Below are 19,705 nucleotides of genomic sequence, written 5' to 3'. Positions count from 1 at the left end.
AGCTTCTTCGTGGAACATACTTATTCCGTAGGGTCAAATCCCGTCTATTATGATAAGCAAAATCTGCATGTACTGTTTGCCGGCGAAAGCCAGACCTTGCCGCTGCATCAGGCCGGTCCCAAAATCTATGATTATTACCTGCTTCACTTCATTGAATCCGGCTCCGGGACCTTCCGCACCGAGCAGCGCAAATATGAGCTGGGACAAGGCGACTGCTTCCTGATTCATCCCAGCCAGCTGGTCAGCTATCTCTCGGACGAGAAGCAGCCTTGGCGCTACCGCTGGGCGGCTTTCACCGGCGCGGAAGCCGACGCGCTTGTGCTGCAGACCGGCTTTACGCCGCAGAAGCCAGTGCTCTCCACCGCCGAAGGCAGTGTCATCCCCGCCGCGATGGCCGGGATGATGCAGGCGTTCTACGCCAATAAGGAGAGCGCCCACCTGACTTCACTCGGCTATCTGTATCTGATCGTCGGAGAAGCCGCTGAGCGGCATATCTCCTCCTCCAGGCTGTCGGGGGCAGAATCACAGGTTAAGCGCACCGTGAAGCAGATGATCCACTATATGGCCTCCCAATATGCTCACCCGGTCTCGATCGAGCAAATGTGCGGCAGCCTCGGCTATAACCGCGCTTACCTGTCGCGGATCTTCAAGCAGGAGACCGGTCTCTCGCCGGTGACCTATCTGCTTAAGCTGCGCATCGAGAAATCGCGCCAGCTGCTGCGGGAACGTCCAGAATTATCCGTAGAGCAGGTTGCGGCATCCGTTGGACTGACGGATGCCCTGTATTTCTCCCGCCAATTCAAACGCTTCTGTGCCCAGTCCCCAACCGCTTACCGCATCTCAACGTCCAGACCCGGGGAGAAGCAGCAGCCTTGAGATCTGTGTTATTGGGGTTCAAAATGAGTAAAATTGCTGAAAACGGTCTCCATAGCCGCTATTTAGGTAATTAATCTATTTTCACACACAATTTCGGACCTCAGGGACGTTATTCCCAATAATTGCGGGCGTTCTGGCACTTTTCTCAGAGAATAAAGGTCATACGGTCCGTATGGGTATGATTTTGACACTTCATTCTCAAATAACGTCTCCTCAGTCCGGTTCCGACCTTCCTTCATCCCCCCTGTATCCCCCAGGCTAGGTCCTATCCCTACTTATCAACTACTACAGCAACAGCCCGTCTTCCGGTCAGGAAGCGGACTTTGCAGCAATAGGCCCCTAAACGGGATGCATATGGAGGCCATACATGTAGTGGATGTGAAGCTTACACATCACTCTCTGTTTTGAGGATGGTCTCGATCCGATCCAGCTCCTCCTGGGTAAAGTCCGCATGGGACAACGCGGCGATGTTCTCTTCGATCTGGCTCACCCGGCTTGCGCCAATCAGTGCGGAGGTCACTCTGCCGCCGCGAAGTGTCCAGAGAAGCGCAAACTGGGCCAGACTTTGGCCGCGCGCGACAGCCATCTGGTTAAGGGCCCGGATCTTGCGCTGCACCTCCGGTGTAATCCGGCTTTCGTTCAGCGCGGTGGATGGGCCGGCCGCTCTTGAATCCTCAGGGATGCCATTCAAATATTTATTGGTCAGCAGGCCCTGGGCCAGCGGAGTAAACGCAATGCTGCCGATACCGTTCTCTTCCAGCACATCCTGCAGTCCACCTTCGATCCAGCGGTCCAGCATCGAATACCGCGGCTGATGAATCAGGAGCGGAGTGCCGAGACCCTTCAGAATGTTGACCGCCTCCACGGTCTGCTCCGCCGTATAGTTGGATAATCCGATATATAGCGCTTTGCCTGACCTCACGGCATAATCCAGCGCACCCATCGTTTCTTCCAGCGGTGTCTCCGGGTCCGGACGGTGAGAATAGAAAATGTCGACATAGTCCAGACCCAGCCGTTTCAGGCTCTGATCCAGACTGGACAGCATATATTTGCGTGAACCCCATTCCCCATAGGGTCCTGGCCACATATAATATCCCGCCTTAGTAGAAATCACCATCTCATCACGGTAGGGGGAAAGGTCACGGGTGAGCACCTTGCCGAACAGTTCCTCTGCCGAGCCTGCGGGCGGGCCATAATTATTGGCCAGATCAAAATGGGTAATGCCGAGATCAAACGAACGGGTAATCATCTCCCGGCCATTCTCATAAGTGTCGATCCCGCCAAAGTTATGCCAAAGTCCCAGTGATATCGCCGGAAGCTTCAGTCCCGATCTGCCAGAGCGGTTGTATTGCATAACTTCATACCGTTCATCGCTAGCCACATATACCATTGCTTATCCCTGCCTCTCGTATCCTCAGTTGTCACATTACCCTATTTTAAACCACTGGCGGCCGTTGTAATCTTGTAATCTGAAATCACCTGCAGTGATACGCACAGGATGTGAGATCTATAAGATTCTCAGAGCTGTTCCTGAACGGCTCCCATCACTTTCCCGATCCGGTCGGTAATTATTAGATCCGCCCTATGGTCATACGGTGTCGGGTCACGGTTCAACAGCACCGTATGCCGCCCCCGGAAGTAGGTGACGAGGCTGGCTGCAGGCTGAACAGTCAGCGAAGTGCCGCCGATAATAAGCAAGTCTGCAGCCGCAATCGCTGCGACCGCCCCAACCAGCACATCATGGTCCAGCTGTTCCTCATAGAGCACAACATCCGGCTTAATGATGCCGCCGCATTCCGGGCAGAGGGGCGCCCGTTCAGCAGACTGAATCACCTGCTCCAGACCGTAATAACGGTTGCAGCCCATGCAATGATTGCGGTGGATAGAGCCATGCAGCTCCAGCACTACACGGCTGCCGGCCAGCTGGTGCAGCCCGTCAATATTTTGCGTAATGACCGCCTTCAGTTTGCCTTGCCGCTCCAGCTCTGCCAGCAATAAATGGGCACCGTTTGGCTCTGCCTCCGGGTGAATCATTTTGCTGCGGTAGAAATCAAAAAAAATGTCCGGCGAGGACATAAAAAAACTGCGGCTCAGCATCACCTCGGGCGGATAAGGCGAGTTATGCTCAGTCTGGTATAAACCCGCCGCTGAGCGGAAGTCCGGAATACCGCTCTCCGTGGATGTTCCGGCTCCTCCGAAAAAAACGATGTTTCCGCTATCCTTGATCCAGGAAGCCAAAGTTTGCAATGGATCCATAGTCTGCACACGCACCCTTTCTACGAGTTATTTATTAACAGGTAATGCGGATCTCATGAAAGCCGGAAACGACGATGTCGGCATCCTGCAGATGTCCAGCCGCTCTGGCAGAAGAGATGCCGACCGATAAGCGTAAGCCCGCACCTTTTCCGAGCTGCATATCCGCATTGCTGTCACCGATAATAACAGTCTGCTCCGGCAGCAAGCCCAGTTCCCGGCAAGCGGTTTCGGCCATCTCGGGATCCGGCTTGCCATTCGATACCCGGTCCCTCGTGACAATAGTATGGAAGTAACCGGTTATTCCAAGTAAGTCCAGCTGTTCCCCTGTGGTCTTGTCACCATCGGATGTAACTACACCCAGCTGTAAGGAAGCATCGGCACATTGCTGCAAGAACGGCAGCAGGTCCGGCAGCGGCTCGATTGTGCGGCGTCCGCGCATTCCGTTCATCGCATCCTTGGCAATGGCCTTCACACGGACCAGCGCCTCATTCCAAGGAACTCCGGCAGTGTACAGCTGCCACGCGAGAATGCCATAACTCTCTTCCGTAGTTGCCATAGAGAGAGGTCCGGCGGGATCATAGCCTATTACCTTACCTTCAGCATTATGAGATGTGCCAAGCACCTTGGACAGATCAACATGCGATCCGGTGCCGATAAGGGCAAGCTCATTGCCGAGACCTAGCAGTACCTCCTCCGCCCAGCTTCCCCAAGTGGCGAGCAGGTCGAGCAGTGTTCCATCCTTGTCAAACAATATGCCTTGGCAAGGCACGGAGAGATCCTTTACATGCAGCAGTGGCATCATACGTCTCCTCTCATCTATCTATAGCCATGATAACTAGCCCGCTACCGCAGATTTCCCATCCAGTCCAGCATCGTTCGTGCTGTGCGGGCCTGCTGATCATCCTCGGTAATCGTTGCTGTACCGTCACCTTTTTGTGGCCCATAACTTCCAAACTGGGCATGGTTTCCGCCCAGAATCGAGAAATATACCGTATTGCCCGGCAGATAGGAACGTCCCTCGTTGTATTTGTCCCTGTCAACAACCTCATCCTCCGTACCGAGCAGGGATAATACGGACAATGTAGTGTCCTTCAGACTGCCTTTCTCATCTGGATAGGAAGCGAGAAAAAAGACACCCTTCAGCTGATCCGGATGTTCTGACGCATAACGGGACGCCATCACACCGCCCAGCGAATGACCGCCGAGCACAAAAGACTGCTTGGGATGCACGCGGATGATTTCATCTGCGGCATCGCCCTTGATGACCGCGAGATTCAGCGGCATGCGGGCTATATAGGTTGGGTGCCCGGCAGCGGCAATCCGTTTGGCAAGCGGGGCATAAGCCTCCGCTTCCACCAATGCGCCGGGGTAAAAAATCACTGCCGTCCCCAAAATGACCGTGGGCTCAAAAGATATCCAGTTGTCGTTCTGCTCAACAGACACACCTCCGGCGGACACTAGCGCAGACTCGGCCTTCTCTGCCGGAGCATAAGGGGTTAAGTATTTCCACAAGAGCAACCCCGCCACAATTAAAAACAAAAACAGTGCTATGAGGATGCCGCGTCTGGTGATTCTTATTTTCAATAGTGTTCACTCCCGGGTACTGCATACAAAAATTATAGAGGAATCAAGTAAATCAAACAACCTTCAACACATCGCCACAATTGAGTCTGGTGATAGCGCTTACCATTGTGATGTATTTCACAATTTATTCTTCGAAAATCTTGTATTTTAAAATTAAAGTAATTTCCACAGTGCATAATTTGGAGGTTAGGTCATGACCAGGGAAAACACGCTGGAAACGCGCGGAGAAACTTTTTTCCTTAACCTGCGTTTCATGCTTATTGTTACCGTATTTGTAGGCAACGCCATTGAACCTTTGATCAGCCGCATGGATGGAATGCACAGTCTTTACATGTGGATCTTCAGCTTTCATATGCCGCTCTTCGTGCTCGTAACAGGCTATTTCGCCAGAAAGAGCCTCACCGGGTCCGCAGGCCGCAAGGTGCTGCTGCAGATCGCAATGCAATATCTTATTTTTCAAAGCCTATACTCAGCACTGGACGTTTCCCTCTTCCATGTATCCAATATCCAACATTCCTTCTTCGCCCCTTATCTGCTCCTATGGTTTCTGGCCAGTCATGCCTGCTGGCGTCTCCTGATGCTGGGGATGAGCAAATGGTCCCGAGCGGCACAAATCGCCTTCGCCGTAGCGGCGGGAGTGGCCGTCGGATATTTACAGCTTGACGGGGTCTGGTTCAGCATCAGCCGCACCTTCGTATATTTACCCTTCTTCGTAATCGGCTATCATTTTTCATTTAGTACCTTTGCCAAATGGGTTCAGAAGTATGTCAAAATTGCCGCAGCCGCATTCTCTCTCCTGATTTTTGCCCTCCTGGCTGTACTGGGCTCCAGGTTTCCAATGGGCTGGCTGTACGGGAGCATGACTTATATGCAGCTTGGGGCAGGCGAATGGTATGCGGGTCTGTACCGGCTGGCAGTCTACGCTCTGCAAATCACCGCTTCCCTGGCTTTTCTGGGCTGGGTGCCTTACCAGGTTAACCGTATGACTGACTGGGGCCGCCGCACACTCTATGTCTTTCTGCTGCATGGCTTTATCGTGCGTTTGGCCGCCATTTCCGGAGTGTACGCCTATATCGGCAACGCCGCCGGGACAATTGTTCTATTACTCTGCGCAATCCTCTCTACGGTGCTGCTGGCCCAGCCCGGGGTAAAACGTCTGCTTCACCCGATTGTCGAGCCTTCTGTCGACTGGATGATCACCCTGCAGCGGACCGCTCTGCGCCGTACACCCTGACTCTAGCGTGATATAGAGGCAGTAAGCTCCGCCTTCTAACGATACGCACAGCTGTTATTTTCCTTGTTGAATAGTGAACATTCGCGGAACGTCCACTCAAGCTCTTACCTATGATCTTTCGCGACAATAAAAGGGGGGTGTCTTAAAAGCCAATTCCTTCACGGCTTTTGAGACACCCCCTTTATGATGGAGAGTAGATAGAGCTACAAGTTTGCTTCATCCTGCTCCATCGTATATTTCACCTGCATAATAATATGCTGTTCGTAATCTCCAAATTGGCGGCCAAACAGGTTCAACCCGCCCTGATGAACAGCATCAGGGTTGATTCCAATGCGCAGCCGCAATTTGGGGCTGCGGTTAATCAGAAGATCATCTAAGGTAACACCCGACACCTTCTCCATATCGAGTGTCGTCTTTTCATGGTCAACACGCCAGGTCTTGAGAAACCCGTATTGTGTGGATCCATCCCACCACCAATTCGGATTCAGTTTGCCGCGCCGGTCACCGAAATCACCGGGACTGGTCCACATGCCGATCTCCGAACCATTCACCCATACGGAAATATTCGAAGGCCAGTTCTGGTCATAATTCGGAGCTTCGGAACACATCTCCATAGACAGCTCAAGCGATTCAATTCGCGCTCCGGAGGGGATATCCATAGGCAGCAAATATTCCAGGAATCCTTTGCGGAGCCAGATCAGCTGTGCGTTGACATGTTTAGGGTGATAAAAGCTCGACGGTTCATCATCTCTGATAATAAGGCCCTCGCTATTCGCCATCCCGCATGTAGGAGATACCTCACAATCGCTGTAATGGCCGATCGGCATCTCTACTTCATAGACATGGGTTACTCCCGTCGGCATCGGCTCTTTCAGATTCAAGGCAATGTGGAGATCATCGTAATTCCTGCTGCAGACTTTCATCGCCCCGCGGGAGGCCGGAACTAATTCTGTATGAATTAACTCAGCCGCTTCCAATACTTTGATATTGCTCGCTACCGTCGAAACCGGAAGCTTCAGCTTCTCGGCTATTTCGATAATATTTAAGTTTTTAGAGTTTAAGAGCCGAAGAATATCAACCCTCGAGCGGGTTGATAAGGCATGGGTCACCGTGACCAGTTTGTCCGGGTCATTTAAGCTAAGTTCCAGCACAATTCAGCTCTCCTTATTTCCTAATCATTATACTTATCTTACTTCCTAATGAACTGAAAAACAATTAAGTCTGCTGTTCACAGGTTTGATATCAATGAAATCAATTTCTCCGTATCCTTCGCCTTTCGCAAACCGGATCTTGTTCTGTCCTGCCTTCAGTTGCACCCGGGCTGTGGAGAGCCCCCAGTTCTCCCAGCCTTTATTGGTGATGTAAAACGGGCTGGAAGGTCCTGAATTGACACTAAGCTGAAGATTGGACCAATTCCCGCCAGCCGTTCCGTTCGCCGTCCGGGCCAAAAGAATGTATTCGCCTGCAGATGCCGCCTGAACTGAAAATTCCACGTAGCTCGCCGCTGTATCCAGATGACCCGCTTTAAGACCTCCCGAGCCCTTGGGACTGGCTGAGGCATAAGCCTCTCCACCAAATATCCCCTCTTCCCCTTCATAACGGAAATGAGGGGCTTCGCCGGATGGCAAAGCAATCGGGTGATCAGGATCTGCGGGAGCACCGAGATTAGGCGTCTGGTCGGCATTCCAGCTGAAGGGCTGCGTGCGAACCTCGCGGTTCCATCCGGCTCCCCTGTATTTGGCGACATGGTAGACGATCCAGTCCTCCGTGCCGTCTACAGATGTAGTAAACGAATGATGCCCCGGCCCGTAAAGTCCGTTTGCTGAACTGAATATAGGCTGGCTGCGTTTAACCCAGGATGCGGGATTCATTAGATCACTGGATGTGTCTGCTGTGATCAGTCCCAGACAGTAATCATCGGTCCAGCTTCCGCTTGCCGAATAGACCAGACTGATGACACCCCCGCGCACTATCACCTGCGGGCCTTCATTTACATGCGGGGAATGGTTGGTTTCCCAGCTATGGGTGGGTCTTGAAATCTCTATGCAGCCGGAATCAATCGTCCAAGGATTGCTCATATGGGCAATGTACAGATTTTGCCGCACATTGATATCGCCCTCCCAGCCCGACCAGATAAAATACAGCTCGCCATTCACCTGCAGCACAGTGCCGTCTATAGCCCATTTGTCGGCCGCATCTGTGATCTGGCCCTTAAACTGCCAGGTTCCCGTTGTCGGATCGGCGGAGGTATTCTCCATGACATACATCCGGTGGTTCACATTGTCTCCGTCGTCCATCGCGTAGTAGATGTACCAAGCCCCGTTAATATAATGCAGCTCAGGTGCCCATATGCCGCTGCCGCCTGTATTCACAACCTTAGTGGGAGCAGCATCTATCGTAGTCAGCTGGGCGGACTTCCAGAGGGTAACATTGCCGCCGGTTGTTTTGGTGAAATAGTAGAACCCGTCTGTATGCTTATAAACCCAAGGGTCCGCTCCATCCTGCATGACTACGTTGTAGAAGTTGTTATGGCTGGGGACGGCATATGTTTCCTGACCCATTGGAAGAATAAGGAGTACGCCTATGGCCAGCAGCCACTTATTGCGAATATTTCCCTTCATAACCCTTCACGTTCCTTTCGGATGATATTAGAAGGCTCTACTCTTCGATGGCTGCCTTACGCGAATTGATGCGGCGAATCACTTCGGGATCAAATTTCGGCTGCCGGTCATAGGTATACAGGCCATTCACTTCCTGCTCCACGTCATATAACTGGGTATAGCAGAAGCCGAACATCATCGGATGATCCAGCAGAACATGGGTCAGTCCCTCGTAGCGTTCAATAAACGCTTCCTCAGTTACTGGACGGTCCCCATAACCCCAGGACTTCTCGTCTTTCTGCAGCGGATTCCACCAAATTCCGCCGTACTCGCTGATGAAATAAGGCTGGCCTTCATACGTTTGCCGGTCCGGGAAGGTATTGAACACTTCTCCGCCATCCTTCATCGGTTCATATCTTTCCCGGAACGTCTGCGGGTTCTGATCATAATCATGCAGATCAAAAATATCCGTTACCACATGGAAATTGCCGCTTGTATCAATTACAGGACGCGTCGGGTCCATTCGTTTCGTAACCTCGTATACAATCCGCAGCACATCGTTGTTTTGCTTGGTGCCGTCCCTGTCCCAGGTCTCGTTAAAAGGACACCAGCCGATCAGCGCAGGATGATTGTAATCCCGCTGCATGCCCTCAAGCCATTCCGGAAGGAATTGGGCCAAGCTCTCCGCTCCAGTGATATTCAGCCCCCAATTCGCATGCTCTCCCCATACCAGATACCCTAATTGGTCAGCCCAATACAGAAAACGCGGCTCGAAAATCTTCTCATGAAGTCTCGCACCATTAAAGCCCAGTCCCATGGAGATTTCGATGTCTTTGCGCAGATCCTCATCGCTTGGAGCGGTATAGATCCCCTCCGGATAAAATCCCTGATCCAGCACAAGACGCTGAAACACCGATTTTCCGTTGATCAGGAATTTCATTCCATCCAGCAATACGGTTCTGAGGCCAAAATAAGAATCGACCGTATCGCTCTCCCGGCCCTGTGTATGCAGGGACAGCTTCAGATCATACAGTCTGGCGTTGCCAACCTCCCACAAGTGAACCTCCGAGAGCGGAAGGGTAAGTTTTACGGAGTGTCCGGAGACAAGGACTCTGGTCTCCCCGACGGATCTGCCGTCATACAGAGCAGAAGCGGTAAGCGTATCTCCCGATACATTTCCGTGCACCTTGACTTCGAGATGCACGCTAGCATTGTCGGGATCGGGGACAACCTTCATGTCCGACAAATAAGCGTCAGGCACCTGCTCAAGCCATACTGTCTGCCAGATCCCCGTAGTCCGTGTGTAGTCGCAGCCATGCGAGTGGAACATTTCACTTTGTTTGCCCCGCGGCTGGCGCCCGGAACGGACATCGTCTTCAGCATAGACGGAAATGACATTTCCGCCTGGCAACAGATTGGAGGTAATATCAAAGCTGAACGGAGTGTACCCGCCGCGGTGCGTGCCTACGGAGACTCCGTTAACCCACACCTCCGCCATGTAATCAACTGCACCAAAGTGCAGCAGTGTTCTGCCATTGGTCCAGTTCTCCGGCAAGGTAAACTCCCGTTTATACCATACGGCTGCCATAAAATCTGTATATTCTACGCCGGACAGCTTGCTTTCCGGACAGAAGGGAACCGTTATCGTTCCCGAGAGATCATGTCCTTTGTCAGGGTAACCGCGTTCTTTTCCGCTTTTGCCATGATCAATCTCAAATTGCCATTGACCGTTCAGATTGATCCACTCGGGCCGGACGAAGTCGGGACGGGGATATTCAGGACGGGGAAGCGTTGGTAGATGTGCCATTGTGTAGCTCCTTTTGTAAAATATTATTTATTATGGTTATGCATCATAATATTGCGAATGGCTTCAAGCGGCGCTTTGGGCGTTCTGTCATAAGTGAGCAACCCATTGATTTCCTGTTCGACATCTGTCAGCTGGGTATAGCAGTAGCCTTGAATCACCGGTGAAGTGAACATCGGGTCCACCACTGCCTTAAGCTTAATCAGGAAGTCCTCCTCATTCTCTGCTCCCGAATAACCCCAGCCCTCCCAGTCGCTTTTCTTGAAGGCAATCCCACCAAACTCCGATACGAGAATCGGCTGGCCTTGATAGGAAGCTCCGCCGACAAATATTTTGCGGTTCGCCGGCATCGCATTCACGGCGGATTCTGCCGTGGCATATCTTTCTTCCAGCACTTCCTGGCGACTCTCATAGTCGTGAATGGTTACCAGATCCGTAGTCATATGCTCCCAACCATCGTTATAAATAACGGGTCTCATTTCATCCAAAGATTTTGTTAAATGATACATCGCCAGTCCGTGCTGCTGCTGGCGTGTATCAATCTGGACATTGGGAACTCCCCAGCTCTCATTCAGCGGAACCCAGGCCACGATGCTTGGATGATTATAGTCCCGCTCAATGATCTCCTGCCATTCGCTGGTGTACCGCCGGACATACTCTTCAGAATATTCATAGGCATTGGCTGCTTCACTCCAGACGAGCAGACCAAGCTTGTCGCACCAGTACAGGAAACGGGGATCTTCTGTCTTCTGGTGTTTTCTTACTCCGTTAAATCCCATTTCCTTCGCCAGTTCTACATCACGCTTCAAGGCTTCGTCCGTAGGCGCGGTTAGAATCCCCTCCGGGAAGTATCCCTGGTCCAGCACCAGTCTCTGGAAATACGGGCGGTTATTCAGGCACAACCTGCCGTCCTCAATAGATACCTTGCGCATGCCGAAATAACTCGCAGCCTCATCGACTACCTCGCCATTCCGAAGCAGCTCGAATTGAATGTCATACAAATTCGGATGCTCGGGGCTCCATAGGCGTCCAAGACCATGATCCGTAAAATCACCCAGTCCGAGGGTCCGATGCTGCTCGGCATTCCTGATCGCGTATTGATCTTCCGCAACCACTTCACCGCTATACGATACCGTTATGCGAAGTTTAAGCTCATCCGCAGCCTTAAACCCCTGGAGGAACGTCCGGATGCGGATTTCATTGCGGTCAATGTCAGGCGTCAGCCTCGTTTTGCTCAGATGTACCGCTGACAACGGTTCGATCCAGACACTCTGCCAGATTCCGGTCGTGCGGGTATAGAAGATGGCAGCGGACTGTTCCAGCCAGTATTGCTTGCCCCGCGGCAAGGTTACATCCCGGCTGAAATCTTCCGCCCGCAGCACAATGGTGTTACTTCCTTTAATCAGCGACGGTGTGATATCTGCCTGAAACGGCGTATGACCGCCTGCATGTGACGCCACCAGTTGCCCGTTTACCCAGACTTTTGCCAAATAATCCACTGCACCGAAATGAAGGACAAGCCGCTTGCCGTCCCAAGCCTCCGGGACCTCGAAGCTTCTTCTATACCACACCACATCATGAAAAGAGGGATCTTCAATGCCGCTCAGCTTGCTCTGAAACGCAAAGGGAACTTGGATGGTTTCTGTAAATAAAGCGGGAGCATCGACCAGGTACCATCGTTCATCCTCACCAACCCGTTCATCATCAAAACAAAAATCCCATTCTCCGTTCAAGCTCAGCCACTCTTTGCGGAGAAACTCGGGCCTTGGATACTCCGGACGCGGAACTTGTGTATTGCTTGCCTCTGTCAACATGGTGTACTTCACTCCTGTTTATTAATTTCTATTTCATTTTATATAGTCTATTGCCTCATCCTTTAATCGAACCTACGTAAACCCCTTTGACAAAGTATTTTTGCAGGAATGGATATACCATTAATATAGGAAGCGTAGAAACGACAATCGCACAATATTTAACGAGTTCGCGGAAAGCCGTTTGGCTCTGTGCACTGTCGATGACTACTCCACCTGCGCTGCCGATCGAGGTTGCGGTTGCGTCATTGGCTACTAATATTTCCTTCATTAATAACTGCAGCGGGAACAGCTCTCTGTCTTTTAGCAGCACCATCGCATTAAACCAGGAGTTCCAATTTCCGACAAGGTAGTATAAAAAGATTACGGCCAGTGTGGCTTTGGACAAGGGCAGAATGACTTTCGTTAGAATATGGGCCTGGCTCGCCCCGTCAATCGTAGCCGCTTCTTCCAATTCCTGCGGAATGGCTTGAAAGCTGGTCCGTAAGATAATGATGTTCCATGTACTTAAAGCGCTTGGCAAAATCATGGCCCACAAATTATTGTATAAGCCGATATCCTTCATTAATAAGAACCAGGGAATCAGCCCTCCGCCAAAGAACATGGTGATCGTAATCAGGATCATAATAAAGTTTTTGAAGTATAAATCTCTCCTGGATAACACATAGGCACCCAGTATGGTCATGATCATATTGACTAACGTGCCTAACCCTACATAGATAATCGTGTTTTTGTACCCGTTGATCAGACTGTTATCTTTAAACACCAGCTTATAGCCGTCCAAAGTGAAACCCAGCGGTCTCAGCAAGATTCCTTTATGAGCCACTAAGGAGCCCGGGTCACTGACGGAAGCAAACAAGATATGCAGGATAGGATAAAAGCACACCAGCGTTAATGCGGTTAATAAGGCATATAGGGTGAAATCGAATATACTGTCCCCTGTGGATCTATGCTTCCTGATTTTTTTCTTTTTAGGCTGCAGGTTATCTTTCATGGCTGTCCCTCTTTCTTACCATAAGCTGACCTCGGATCTGCGTTTGGCTATTCTATTGGTCATCCACAGCAGCCCGAAGTTAACGATCGAACTGATTAATCCCACAGCCGTAGAATAACTGAGACTGGCTTCTCTTAAGCCGCGGCGGTAAACATAGGATGCAATGACATCAGCAGTATCGTAGATCAGAGGATTGTACAGCAGGATAATTTTTTCGTAACCGGAAGACATTAACCCGCCGATTGCAAAAATAAAAAGAATGATGATGACCGGACTGATCTGAGGCAGCGTAATATGCCACATTTTCTTTATCCGTCCTACGCCATCAATTTCAGCCGCCTCATATAATGAAGTATCAATGGAGCTCATCGCGGCGAGATAAATGATGCTGTCCCAGCCGATGCTCTGCCAAATGCCGGAGAACGTATAAATCGGCCGGAAGAAAGAAGAATAGCCAAGCAGTGAGGAGTACTCTTTTCCGGTTATAAATTGAAGGATTTGTGTAATGATCCCCTCATCTGCGGCAAAAATATGAATGATCCCGCATACAACCACCAGTGAAATAAAGTGAGGCATATAGGTAATGGTTTGAACCGTTTTCTTAAACTTGGCCCCGCGGATTTCATTCAGCATTAAAGCTAGAATAATCGGCGCGGTAAATCCGAAGGTGATCCCCCAAACATTCAAAAGCAGGGTATTCTTAACGACTCTCCAAAAATACGGCCCTTGGAAAAAATCAATAAAATGCTTAAACCCTACCCAGTCGCTCTCGCTAAACCCCAGCAAGGGCTTGAAATCCTTGAAGGCGATCAGAACTCCCCACATGGGCCCGTAGCAGAAGATCAGAAACCACGCAACTACAGGAACAGCCAACAGATAGACAAACCAGTTCTTCTTCAAATCCTTTTGGATCATGAAACAACCACCTATCGTTTGTTATATCGATCCAAGGCTGCCTGATGGATACTTAAAAATTCGTCCAGTCCCATACTCTGAGCTTCCTTCAAAAATTTATCATAGGCATCAACCGGCATTTCACCCATTATGATTTTTGCAAAATACTCTCCACGGAGTGTCGACAGCTGGTTGCCAAGCTCGGCTTCCCGTGAGGCTTCCTCTTTGGTAAAGGAAATCGGCGGCATGGCCATGCTGGTATCCATATTTTCAGTCCAGAATTTCCGGATATCGCCGGAGTAGCTTCCTTTGGTGGCGATCAGCGGGTTGGCATGATGCTCATCACGGATATTCGGCCAGCTATGCATGCGGTATTTATATAAAGTAGTCGATACCGGCTGACCTTCAGGGTCCTTAAAGATATAACTGTCCTCCGGATAATAAGGCATTCCCGTCTCATCTATCAGATGTACCTTTCCGTATTCGCCAAAGTTAATCAATTCCCAGCCCTTTTTGCTGTAATTGAAATCGAGCCAGGCCATTGCCGCTTCCACATTCTCGCTTTGGGTAGTGATCGCAGCTTCAGTCCCTGCCCTTTTAAAATTCTTGTACGTAGTGGCCGATTTATCCCCCTTGTTCAGAACCGGATTCAGCGCTCCCACAAAGTCGATATTGCTCTGCTCTTTCCAGTAGCTCCACATCGTATCCGGAGAATCCATCATCACAGCGGTGTCCCCCGAAATAGCGCTTGCCATTCTTTGGTTAAAGTCGGCCGTTGCCCAATCCGGGTTAAGCAGTCCTTCTTTGTTCCATTGCTGCATGGTCGACAGGTATTCTTTGGCTTTCGGCTGTGCCGGTCCCCAGGCCACTTTGCCGTTCTCATCGAGGAAGGTCCAATCCCATACTCCATATGCACCATTAATGATGCCGGTAAAGATTTGCCCGTAAGAGGATCCGTAATTAAGCGGTGCTTTGTATCCGGCTTCCTTTGCTTTGGTCAAAAAGGTATGCCATTCATCAATCGTATTCGGAATTTCAAGCCCTGTTTTGTCCAGCGCCTCCTGCTTAATCAGCGTTCCAAACCAGGTCCATTCGGAATACGGGGCGATCCCGTAAAAGCCCAGCAGCTTGCCGTCATCAGTGACTGTAGTTTTTCTCCTCGATTCATCGGAATTGCGCCATTTCGTATAGTTCGGTGCATTTTTTTCCATCAGATCTGTCAGATCGATATAAGCGCCGTCATTTACACCCGCTTCCAGACCGCCCGGATAACGTCCCGGCTCAATGATAATGTCTGGAAGATCACCTGAAGAAATCATCAAAGTAAAGGCGTCGGCTTCCTGGCCGATTGGCGGCGTGATGAAATTTACCTTGATTCCTGTTAATTGCTCCACCTGTTTTTGGACCACATGATTGTTCATATCCGGGATATTGGAATTTGCAGGCATCCAGACATCCAGAACAACGTCTCCTTTAACAGGATAAGCTGAATAATCGCTTGGAATCACTTCATCATAAACGTCGCCGAGGTATGTATCATTCAAGGAATGATTCACTTCGTCGGTTTGCTCCTGTGTGGGCGCTTTATTGCCGCGTATGTCTCCGCTGATATCTTTAAAATCAACCGGGTCTTGTGCATTGGATGTGTTCTCTTTGTTGGAGTTACTGCTATTTCCGGCCCCATCTTCTGCCTTATTGCCACTGCATGCTGTTACAGTCGAAATGATCAGTATTAATACAAATAAAAGACTTAAAAGACGCTTTGTATTGTTCTTCATACTTAACCTCCCACTATAAAATAAGTTCCGCAATATCTTAGGCGAACCCAACGTTTGAAACCACGCTCCTTTGCACCATGCCGACTGCTCCCCTTTTACCTGTAAAATGATCAGACATAAAAATCATGTGATTGATACAGCTTTTCTGTATCTTAAATCGAATTATAAGCATGTTAATCTCTATTGTCAACGCTTTCAAACAATATTTTTGTAATGTTTCAAGTCTCTATTAAACAAATAATCCGGCCTATCAGACTACTATTTGAGTACAAAATGATTTAAAAAAACTATGCAATACCTAATAACGCTTGATAATTAGCCGTTTAATCCGTTATTTACAGCAGAATGTTTTCTGGACTTCAATTCGCATGAAAAGGCCGTTTGTTACAGTATTATTGTAACAAATGGCCTTTTCTATCTTGATTTTATATTTGTTTGATCCTCAGCACTTATTCGCCCGACGGCACGGTCAAGGCATGATTATCGCTATAGGGAACCCCGAAATCCGGTGTTCCATCCGGCTTCCACCCGAATTTCTGGATCCGGGTTGCCCGCAAAGCTACATCCGCTCCAGCGGCAGGAAGCGCATGATAGACGATCCAATCCTCCCGGTCATCGGGTGATCGGGTAAAGCTGTTATGTCCGGTAGCATAAATCCCGTTCTCCACACTTTTGCAAAATACAGGCAGCATCGATTTCTCCCATGATAGCGGTTCCATAGGATCAGAAGCTTCGCTCATTGTGAGCATACCCAGTGCATAATCCTCAGACCATGTTGTGCTCGCCGAATATACCAGAAAAATGCGGCCGTTGCGCTGCAGGATCACCGGGCCTTCGTTAATGGCCATACCGCCTTGTTTCTCCCAAGACAAGGTTGGAGCGGTGAGCAGACGATGTTCCCCTGCAACCGTCCAGGGATCACTCATCCGCATAATATAAACAGCTGATCCGTACTCAGGGAAATGGCCATATCCCGCATACAGGAAATACAGCTCATTCCGCAGTCTCATCACGGTACCATCCAAGCCAGGAACAGGTGTCTGCAGCGCACCTTTCCACACCCACTCCCCTTCCAGCGGATCAGGCTGTTCGTTCTCCAACACGCAGATTCGGCGCGACTCATCGCCTCCGCCGTCATTGGCGGTGTAGTAGATATACCATTTGTTATCCAAGTGATGAATCTCCGGCGCCCACAGGTTGTAGCTGTAGCTGCCTCCCGGTTCGGGAGACCAGATTAATTTCTTACGGCCTTCCGCAAGACCGGTCAAAGTACTGGATTGGGTGAGTTCCAGACCTTTGGAGCGGGTAGACATGAAGTAGTAGCAGCCATCGGTATGTTTGAATACCCACGGGTCAGCTGAACTTGCTGCAATCGGATTAAAAAAGGTTGTACGCTGTGACATTTTCTTTCCTCCTCAGTGATATGATGGACAATCCCGGATCTTCCAGCACCTCCCATAAAAAGCTAAGTACCATCTTACTGAGGTCTCCTTAAGTTGTCTAGAGTGGGAGGAAAATACAATCCTGCTTGTCCGTCAGCTTCTTCCGGATTATAATCCCCTCTGGATGCACTTCCAAATAAATCCTCCCCCTCCGGGGATAGGCTTTTTCTGCGCCCCTCGGCCCATTGCGTCATCCGACAAACTTCACATTGTCCGGTAGAAAAAAGAGGCCTTTTGTGATAGACTCACTAATAACAATGGCTGGCTGCTATTCATGGCAGCTTACCGTTTAAGCTTAATCGGTCTTATTTTTTATAGAAACGGCTTCGCCCTACTTCTCCTTTAAGAAGCTGGACCCCGTTCTATCTATAAACCGCAGACACGCAGCTTTTGGGATTGTGATGCGTTAATGCGACACTATACGACACCAGGCAATAACTTCCGTAGTGAGATTGGATACATTCACGGAAGCTGAAGCTAACAAACTTTTCAGGGGGGAAATTTCATTATGGCAGCCAAGAAAATGCGTTCAGACATGATTAAAAAAGGCTTTGACCGGGCTCCACACCGCAGTCTCCTGCGGGCAGCCGGAGTAAAAGAGGAGGATTTCGGCAAGCCGTTTATCGCGGTCTGCAATTCCTATATTGATATCGTTCCGGGTCATGTGCATCTTCAAGAGTTCGGCAAAATTGTTAAGGAAGCCATTCGTGAAGCTGGCGGCGTTCCCTTCGAATTCAATACGATCGGTGTAGATGACGGGATTGCGATGGGCCATATCGGTATGCGCTATTCGCTGCCAAGCCGCGAGATTATCGCCGACTCGCTGGAAACCGTCGTTTCCGCCCACTGGTTCGACGGCATGGTCTGCATTCCTAACTGTGATAAAATCACCCCGGGCATGATGATGGGCGCACTGCGCGTCAACATCCCGACCATCTTCGTCAGCGGCGGCCCGATGAAGGCCGGCGTAGACAGCAAAGGCAAGAAGTTATCCCTTACCTCTGTATTTGAAGGCGTAGGTGCCCATCAGGTCGGCAAGATCAATGATGCTGAGCTGCTGGAGCTTGAACAATTCGGCTGTCCGACCTGCGGCTCCTGTTCGGGCATGTTCACCGCCAACTCGATGAACTGCCTTGCGGAAGCGATGGGACTGGCGCTGCCGGGCAATGGTACAATCCTGGCTGTAGCGGAAGAACGCAGAGATTTTGTCCGCAAATCGGCGACCCAGCTCATGGAGCTGATCAAGCTGGATCTCAAACCGCGCGACATCGTGACCCAGGAATCTCTGGACAACGCTTTTGCTTTGGACATGGCGATGGGCGGCTCCACCAACACCGTCCTGCATACGCTGGCACTGGCTCAGGAAGCAGGCATCGATTATCCATTGGAACGCATCAATGAAGTAGCGAACCGCGTGCCTTATCTGGCCAAACTGGCTCCGGCCTCCGATATCTTCATCGAGGATGTGGACCGGGCAGGCGGCGTAAGTGCCGTGCTGAACGAGCTGCTGAAGAAACCGGGCGCCATCTTCGGCGACTGCATGACCGTTACCGGCAAAACACTGGCTGAAAATGTCCGTGGACATGAGATTCAAGATACCACGGTTATTCATAAGCTGGACAATCCCTACTCCGAAGTGGGCGGTCTGTCCGTGCTATACGGCAATCTTGCACCGGAAGGTTCCATCATCAAGGTTGGTGCCGTTGACGCCTCTGTAGGCGGCTACCATAAAGGCCCGGCAATCTGCTTCGATTCTCAGGAAGAAGCGCTGGAAGGCATCGCGAACGGCAAAGTCAAGGAAGGCCATGTCGTGGTTATCCGTTATGAAGGACCGAAGGGCGGTCCCGGCATGCCGGAAATGCTCGCACCGACTTCGCAGATCGTCGGCATGGGTCTTGGAGCCAAGGTCGGCCTGATCACCGATGGCCGCTTCTCGGGCGCGTCCCGCGGCATCAGCATCGGCCATATCTCTCCGGAGGCGGCTGAAGGCGGTCCGATCGCTTTTGTCGAAGATGGCGACATCATCGAGCTGGACCTCAACAACCGCAAGATCGAATTGCTGGTTGAGGAAGAAGTCCTTGCAGTCCGCCGCAGCGGCTGGAAAGAGTTCGAGCCGAAAGTTAAAACCGGCTATCTGGCCCGCTACTCCAAGCTTGTTACCAATGCCAGCAAGGGCGGCGTGTTGAAGATCTAATCAAGCTTTAAGGCATCAGCCTAATTATAATTCAGACAAAAAGAGCAGTCCCCACTACGTATGTGGGACTGCTCTTTTGTTTAGCTGATTTGATCATTTCTGTATGTAGTCCGCGTGCAGACGATTCAAGTGCACTACTTCTCATTTCACTAGGGCGTGTCTTCAAACCGCTTCTCCGCCAAAACCGCTGCTGTATGCCCAAGTAATTATGGGTACAGTACCATTTTCTGATCACACG

General features: G+C 50.5%; 15 protein-coding genes. 3 read left to right on the top strand and 12 right to left on the bottom strand.

What is annotated here, in order from left to right:
• Window positions 1-9: 9 nt before the first annotated feature.
• Complete coding sequence (locus ACQ76X_RS21585) at window positions 10-876, top strand: AraC family ligand binding domain-containing protein (protein WP_438495862.1); 867 nt, start codon at window positions 10-12, stop codon at window positions 874-876.
• Window positions 877-1,261: 385 nt separating this feature from the next.
• On the opposite strand, the gene mgrA is transcribed toward ACQ76X_RS21585, so the two are convergent.
• From mgrA to ACQ76X_RS21565, 4 genes are all read right to left on the bottom strand, one after another.
• On the bottom strand, window positions 1,262-2,266 hold the full coding sequence (mgrA, locus tag ACQ76X_RS21580) for an L-glyceraldehyde 3-phosphate reductase (RefSeq protein WP_438495861.1): 1,005 nt from the start codon (window positions 2,264-2,266) through the stop codon (window positions 1,262-1,264).
• Between the two features lie 128 nt (window positions 2,267-2,394).
• The gene (locus tag ACQ76X_RS21575; RefSeq protein WP_342481397.1) at window positions 2,395-3,132 is read right to left on the bottom strand and encodes an NAD-dependent protein deacylase; all 738 of its coding nucleotides are present in this window, start codon (window positions 3,130-3,132) and stop codon (window positions 2,395-2,397) included.
• A gap of 34 nt (window positions 3,133-3,166) precedes the next feature.
• Window positions 3,167-3,934: an HAD family hydrolase gene (locus ACQ76X_RS21570; protein WP_438495860.1), complete on the bottom strand. Its 768-nt coding sequence runs from the start codon at window positions 3,932-3,934 to the stop codon at window positions 3,167-3,169.
• A gap of 41 nt (window positions 3,935-3,975) precedes the next feature.
• Window positions 3,976-4,716 (bottom strand): alpha/beta fold hydrolase, encoded by a 741-nt coding sequence (locus tag ACQ76X_RS21565; RefSeq protein ID WP_438495859.1) that lies wholly within the window; start codon window positions 4,714-4,716, stop codon window positions 3,976-3,978.
• Window positions 4,717-4,909: 193 nt separating this feature from the next.
• On the opposite strand from ACQ76X_RS21565, the gene ACQ76X_RS21560 reads away from it, so the two are divergent.
• On the top strand, window positions 4,910-5,950 hold the full coding sequence (locus tag ACQ76X_RS21560; RefSeq protein WP_438495858.1) for an acyltransferase family protein: 1,041 nt from the start codon (window positions 4,910-4,912) through the stop codon (window positions 5,948-5,950).
• Between the two features lie 203 nt (window positions 5,951-6,153).
• On the opposite strand, the gene ACQ76X_RS21555 is transcribed toward ACQ76X_RS21560, so the two are convergent.
• From ACQ76X_RS21555 to ACQ76X_RS21520, 8 genes are all read right to left on the bottom strand, one after another.
• A complete protein-coding gene (locus ACQ76X_RS21555; protein ID WP_438495857.1) occupies window positions 6,154-7,101 on the bottom strand; it encodes an ArsR/SmtB family transcription factor in 948 nt (315 codons plus the stop codon).
• Between the two features lie 45 nt (window positions 7,102-7,146).
• Complete coding sequence (locus ACQ76X_RS21550) at window positions 7,147-8,571, bottom strand: family 43 glycosylhydrolase (RefSeq protein WP_438495856.1); 1,425 nt, start codon at window positions 8,569-8,571, stop codon at window positions 7,147-7,149.
• A gap of 37 nt (window positions 8,572-8,608) precedes the next feature.
• Window positions 8,609-10,357: a glycoside hydrolase family 2 protein gene (locus ACQ76X_RS21545; protein ID WP_438495855.1), complete on the bottom strand. Its 1,749-nt coding sequence runs from the start codon at window positions 10,355-10,357 to the stop codon at window positions 8,609-8,611.
• Between the two features lie 23 nt (window positions 10,358-10,380).
• On the bottom strand, window positions 10,381-12,168 hold the full coding sequence (locus ACQ76X_RS21540) for a glycoside hydrolase family 2 protein (RefSeq protein WP_438495854.1): 1,788 nt from the start codon (window positions 12,166-12,168) through the stop codon (window positions 10,381-10,383).
• A gap of 55 nt (window positions 12,169-12,223) precedes the next feature.
• Entirely contained in the window at window positions 12,224-13,159 is a 936-nt protein-coding gene (locus ACQ76X_RS21535) for a carbohydrate ABC transporter permease (protein ID WP_438495853.1), read from the bottom strand.
• Window positions 13,160-13,174: 15 nt separating this feature from the next.
• Window positions 13,175-14,074, bottom strand: a complete 900-nt coding sequence (locus ACQ76X_RS21530; RefSeq protein WP_438495852.1) for an ABC transporter permease — start codon at window positions 14,072-14,074, stop codon at window positions 13,175-13,177.
• An 11-nt stretch (window positions 14,075-14,085) separates the two neighbouring features.
• The gene (locus ACQ76X_RS21525) at window positions 14,086-15,831 is read right to left on the bottom strand and encodes an extracellular solute-binding protein (RefSeq protein ID WP_438495851.1); all 1,746 of its coding nucleotides are present in this window, start codon (window positions 15,829-15,831) and stop codon (window positions 14,086-14,088) included.
• Window positions 15,832-16,280: 449 nt separating this feature from the next.
• Window positions 16,281-17,234, bottom strand: a complete 954-nt coding sequence (locus ACQ76X_RS21520; RefSeq protein ID WP_438495850.1) for a glycoside hydrolase family 43 protein — start codon at window positions 17,232-17,234, stop codon at window positions 16,281-16,283.
• A 547-nt stretch (window positions 17,235-17,781) separates the two neighbouring features.
• On the opposite strand from ACQ76X_RS21520, the gene ilvD reads away from it, so the two are divergent.
• The gene (gene ilvD, locus ACQ76X_RS21515; protein ID WP_438495849.1) at window positions 17,782-19,467 is read left to right on the top strand and encodes a dihydroxy-acid dehydratase; all 1,686 of its coding nucleotides are present in this window, start codon (window positions 17,782-17,784) and stop codon (window positions 19,465-19,467) included.
• The last annotated feature ends 238 nt before the right edge of the window (window positions 19,468-19,705 follow it).

It is taken from the genome of Paenibacillus sp. IHBB 3054 (assembly GCF_051594305.1).
Taxonomy (GTDB): Bacteria; Bacillota; Bacilli; order Paenibacillales; family Paenibacillaceae; genus Paenibacillus_AQ.
This window is presented reverse-complemented; position numbering and strand designations above follow the sequence as displayed.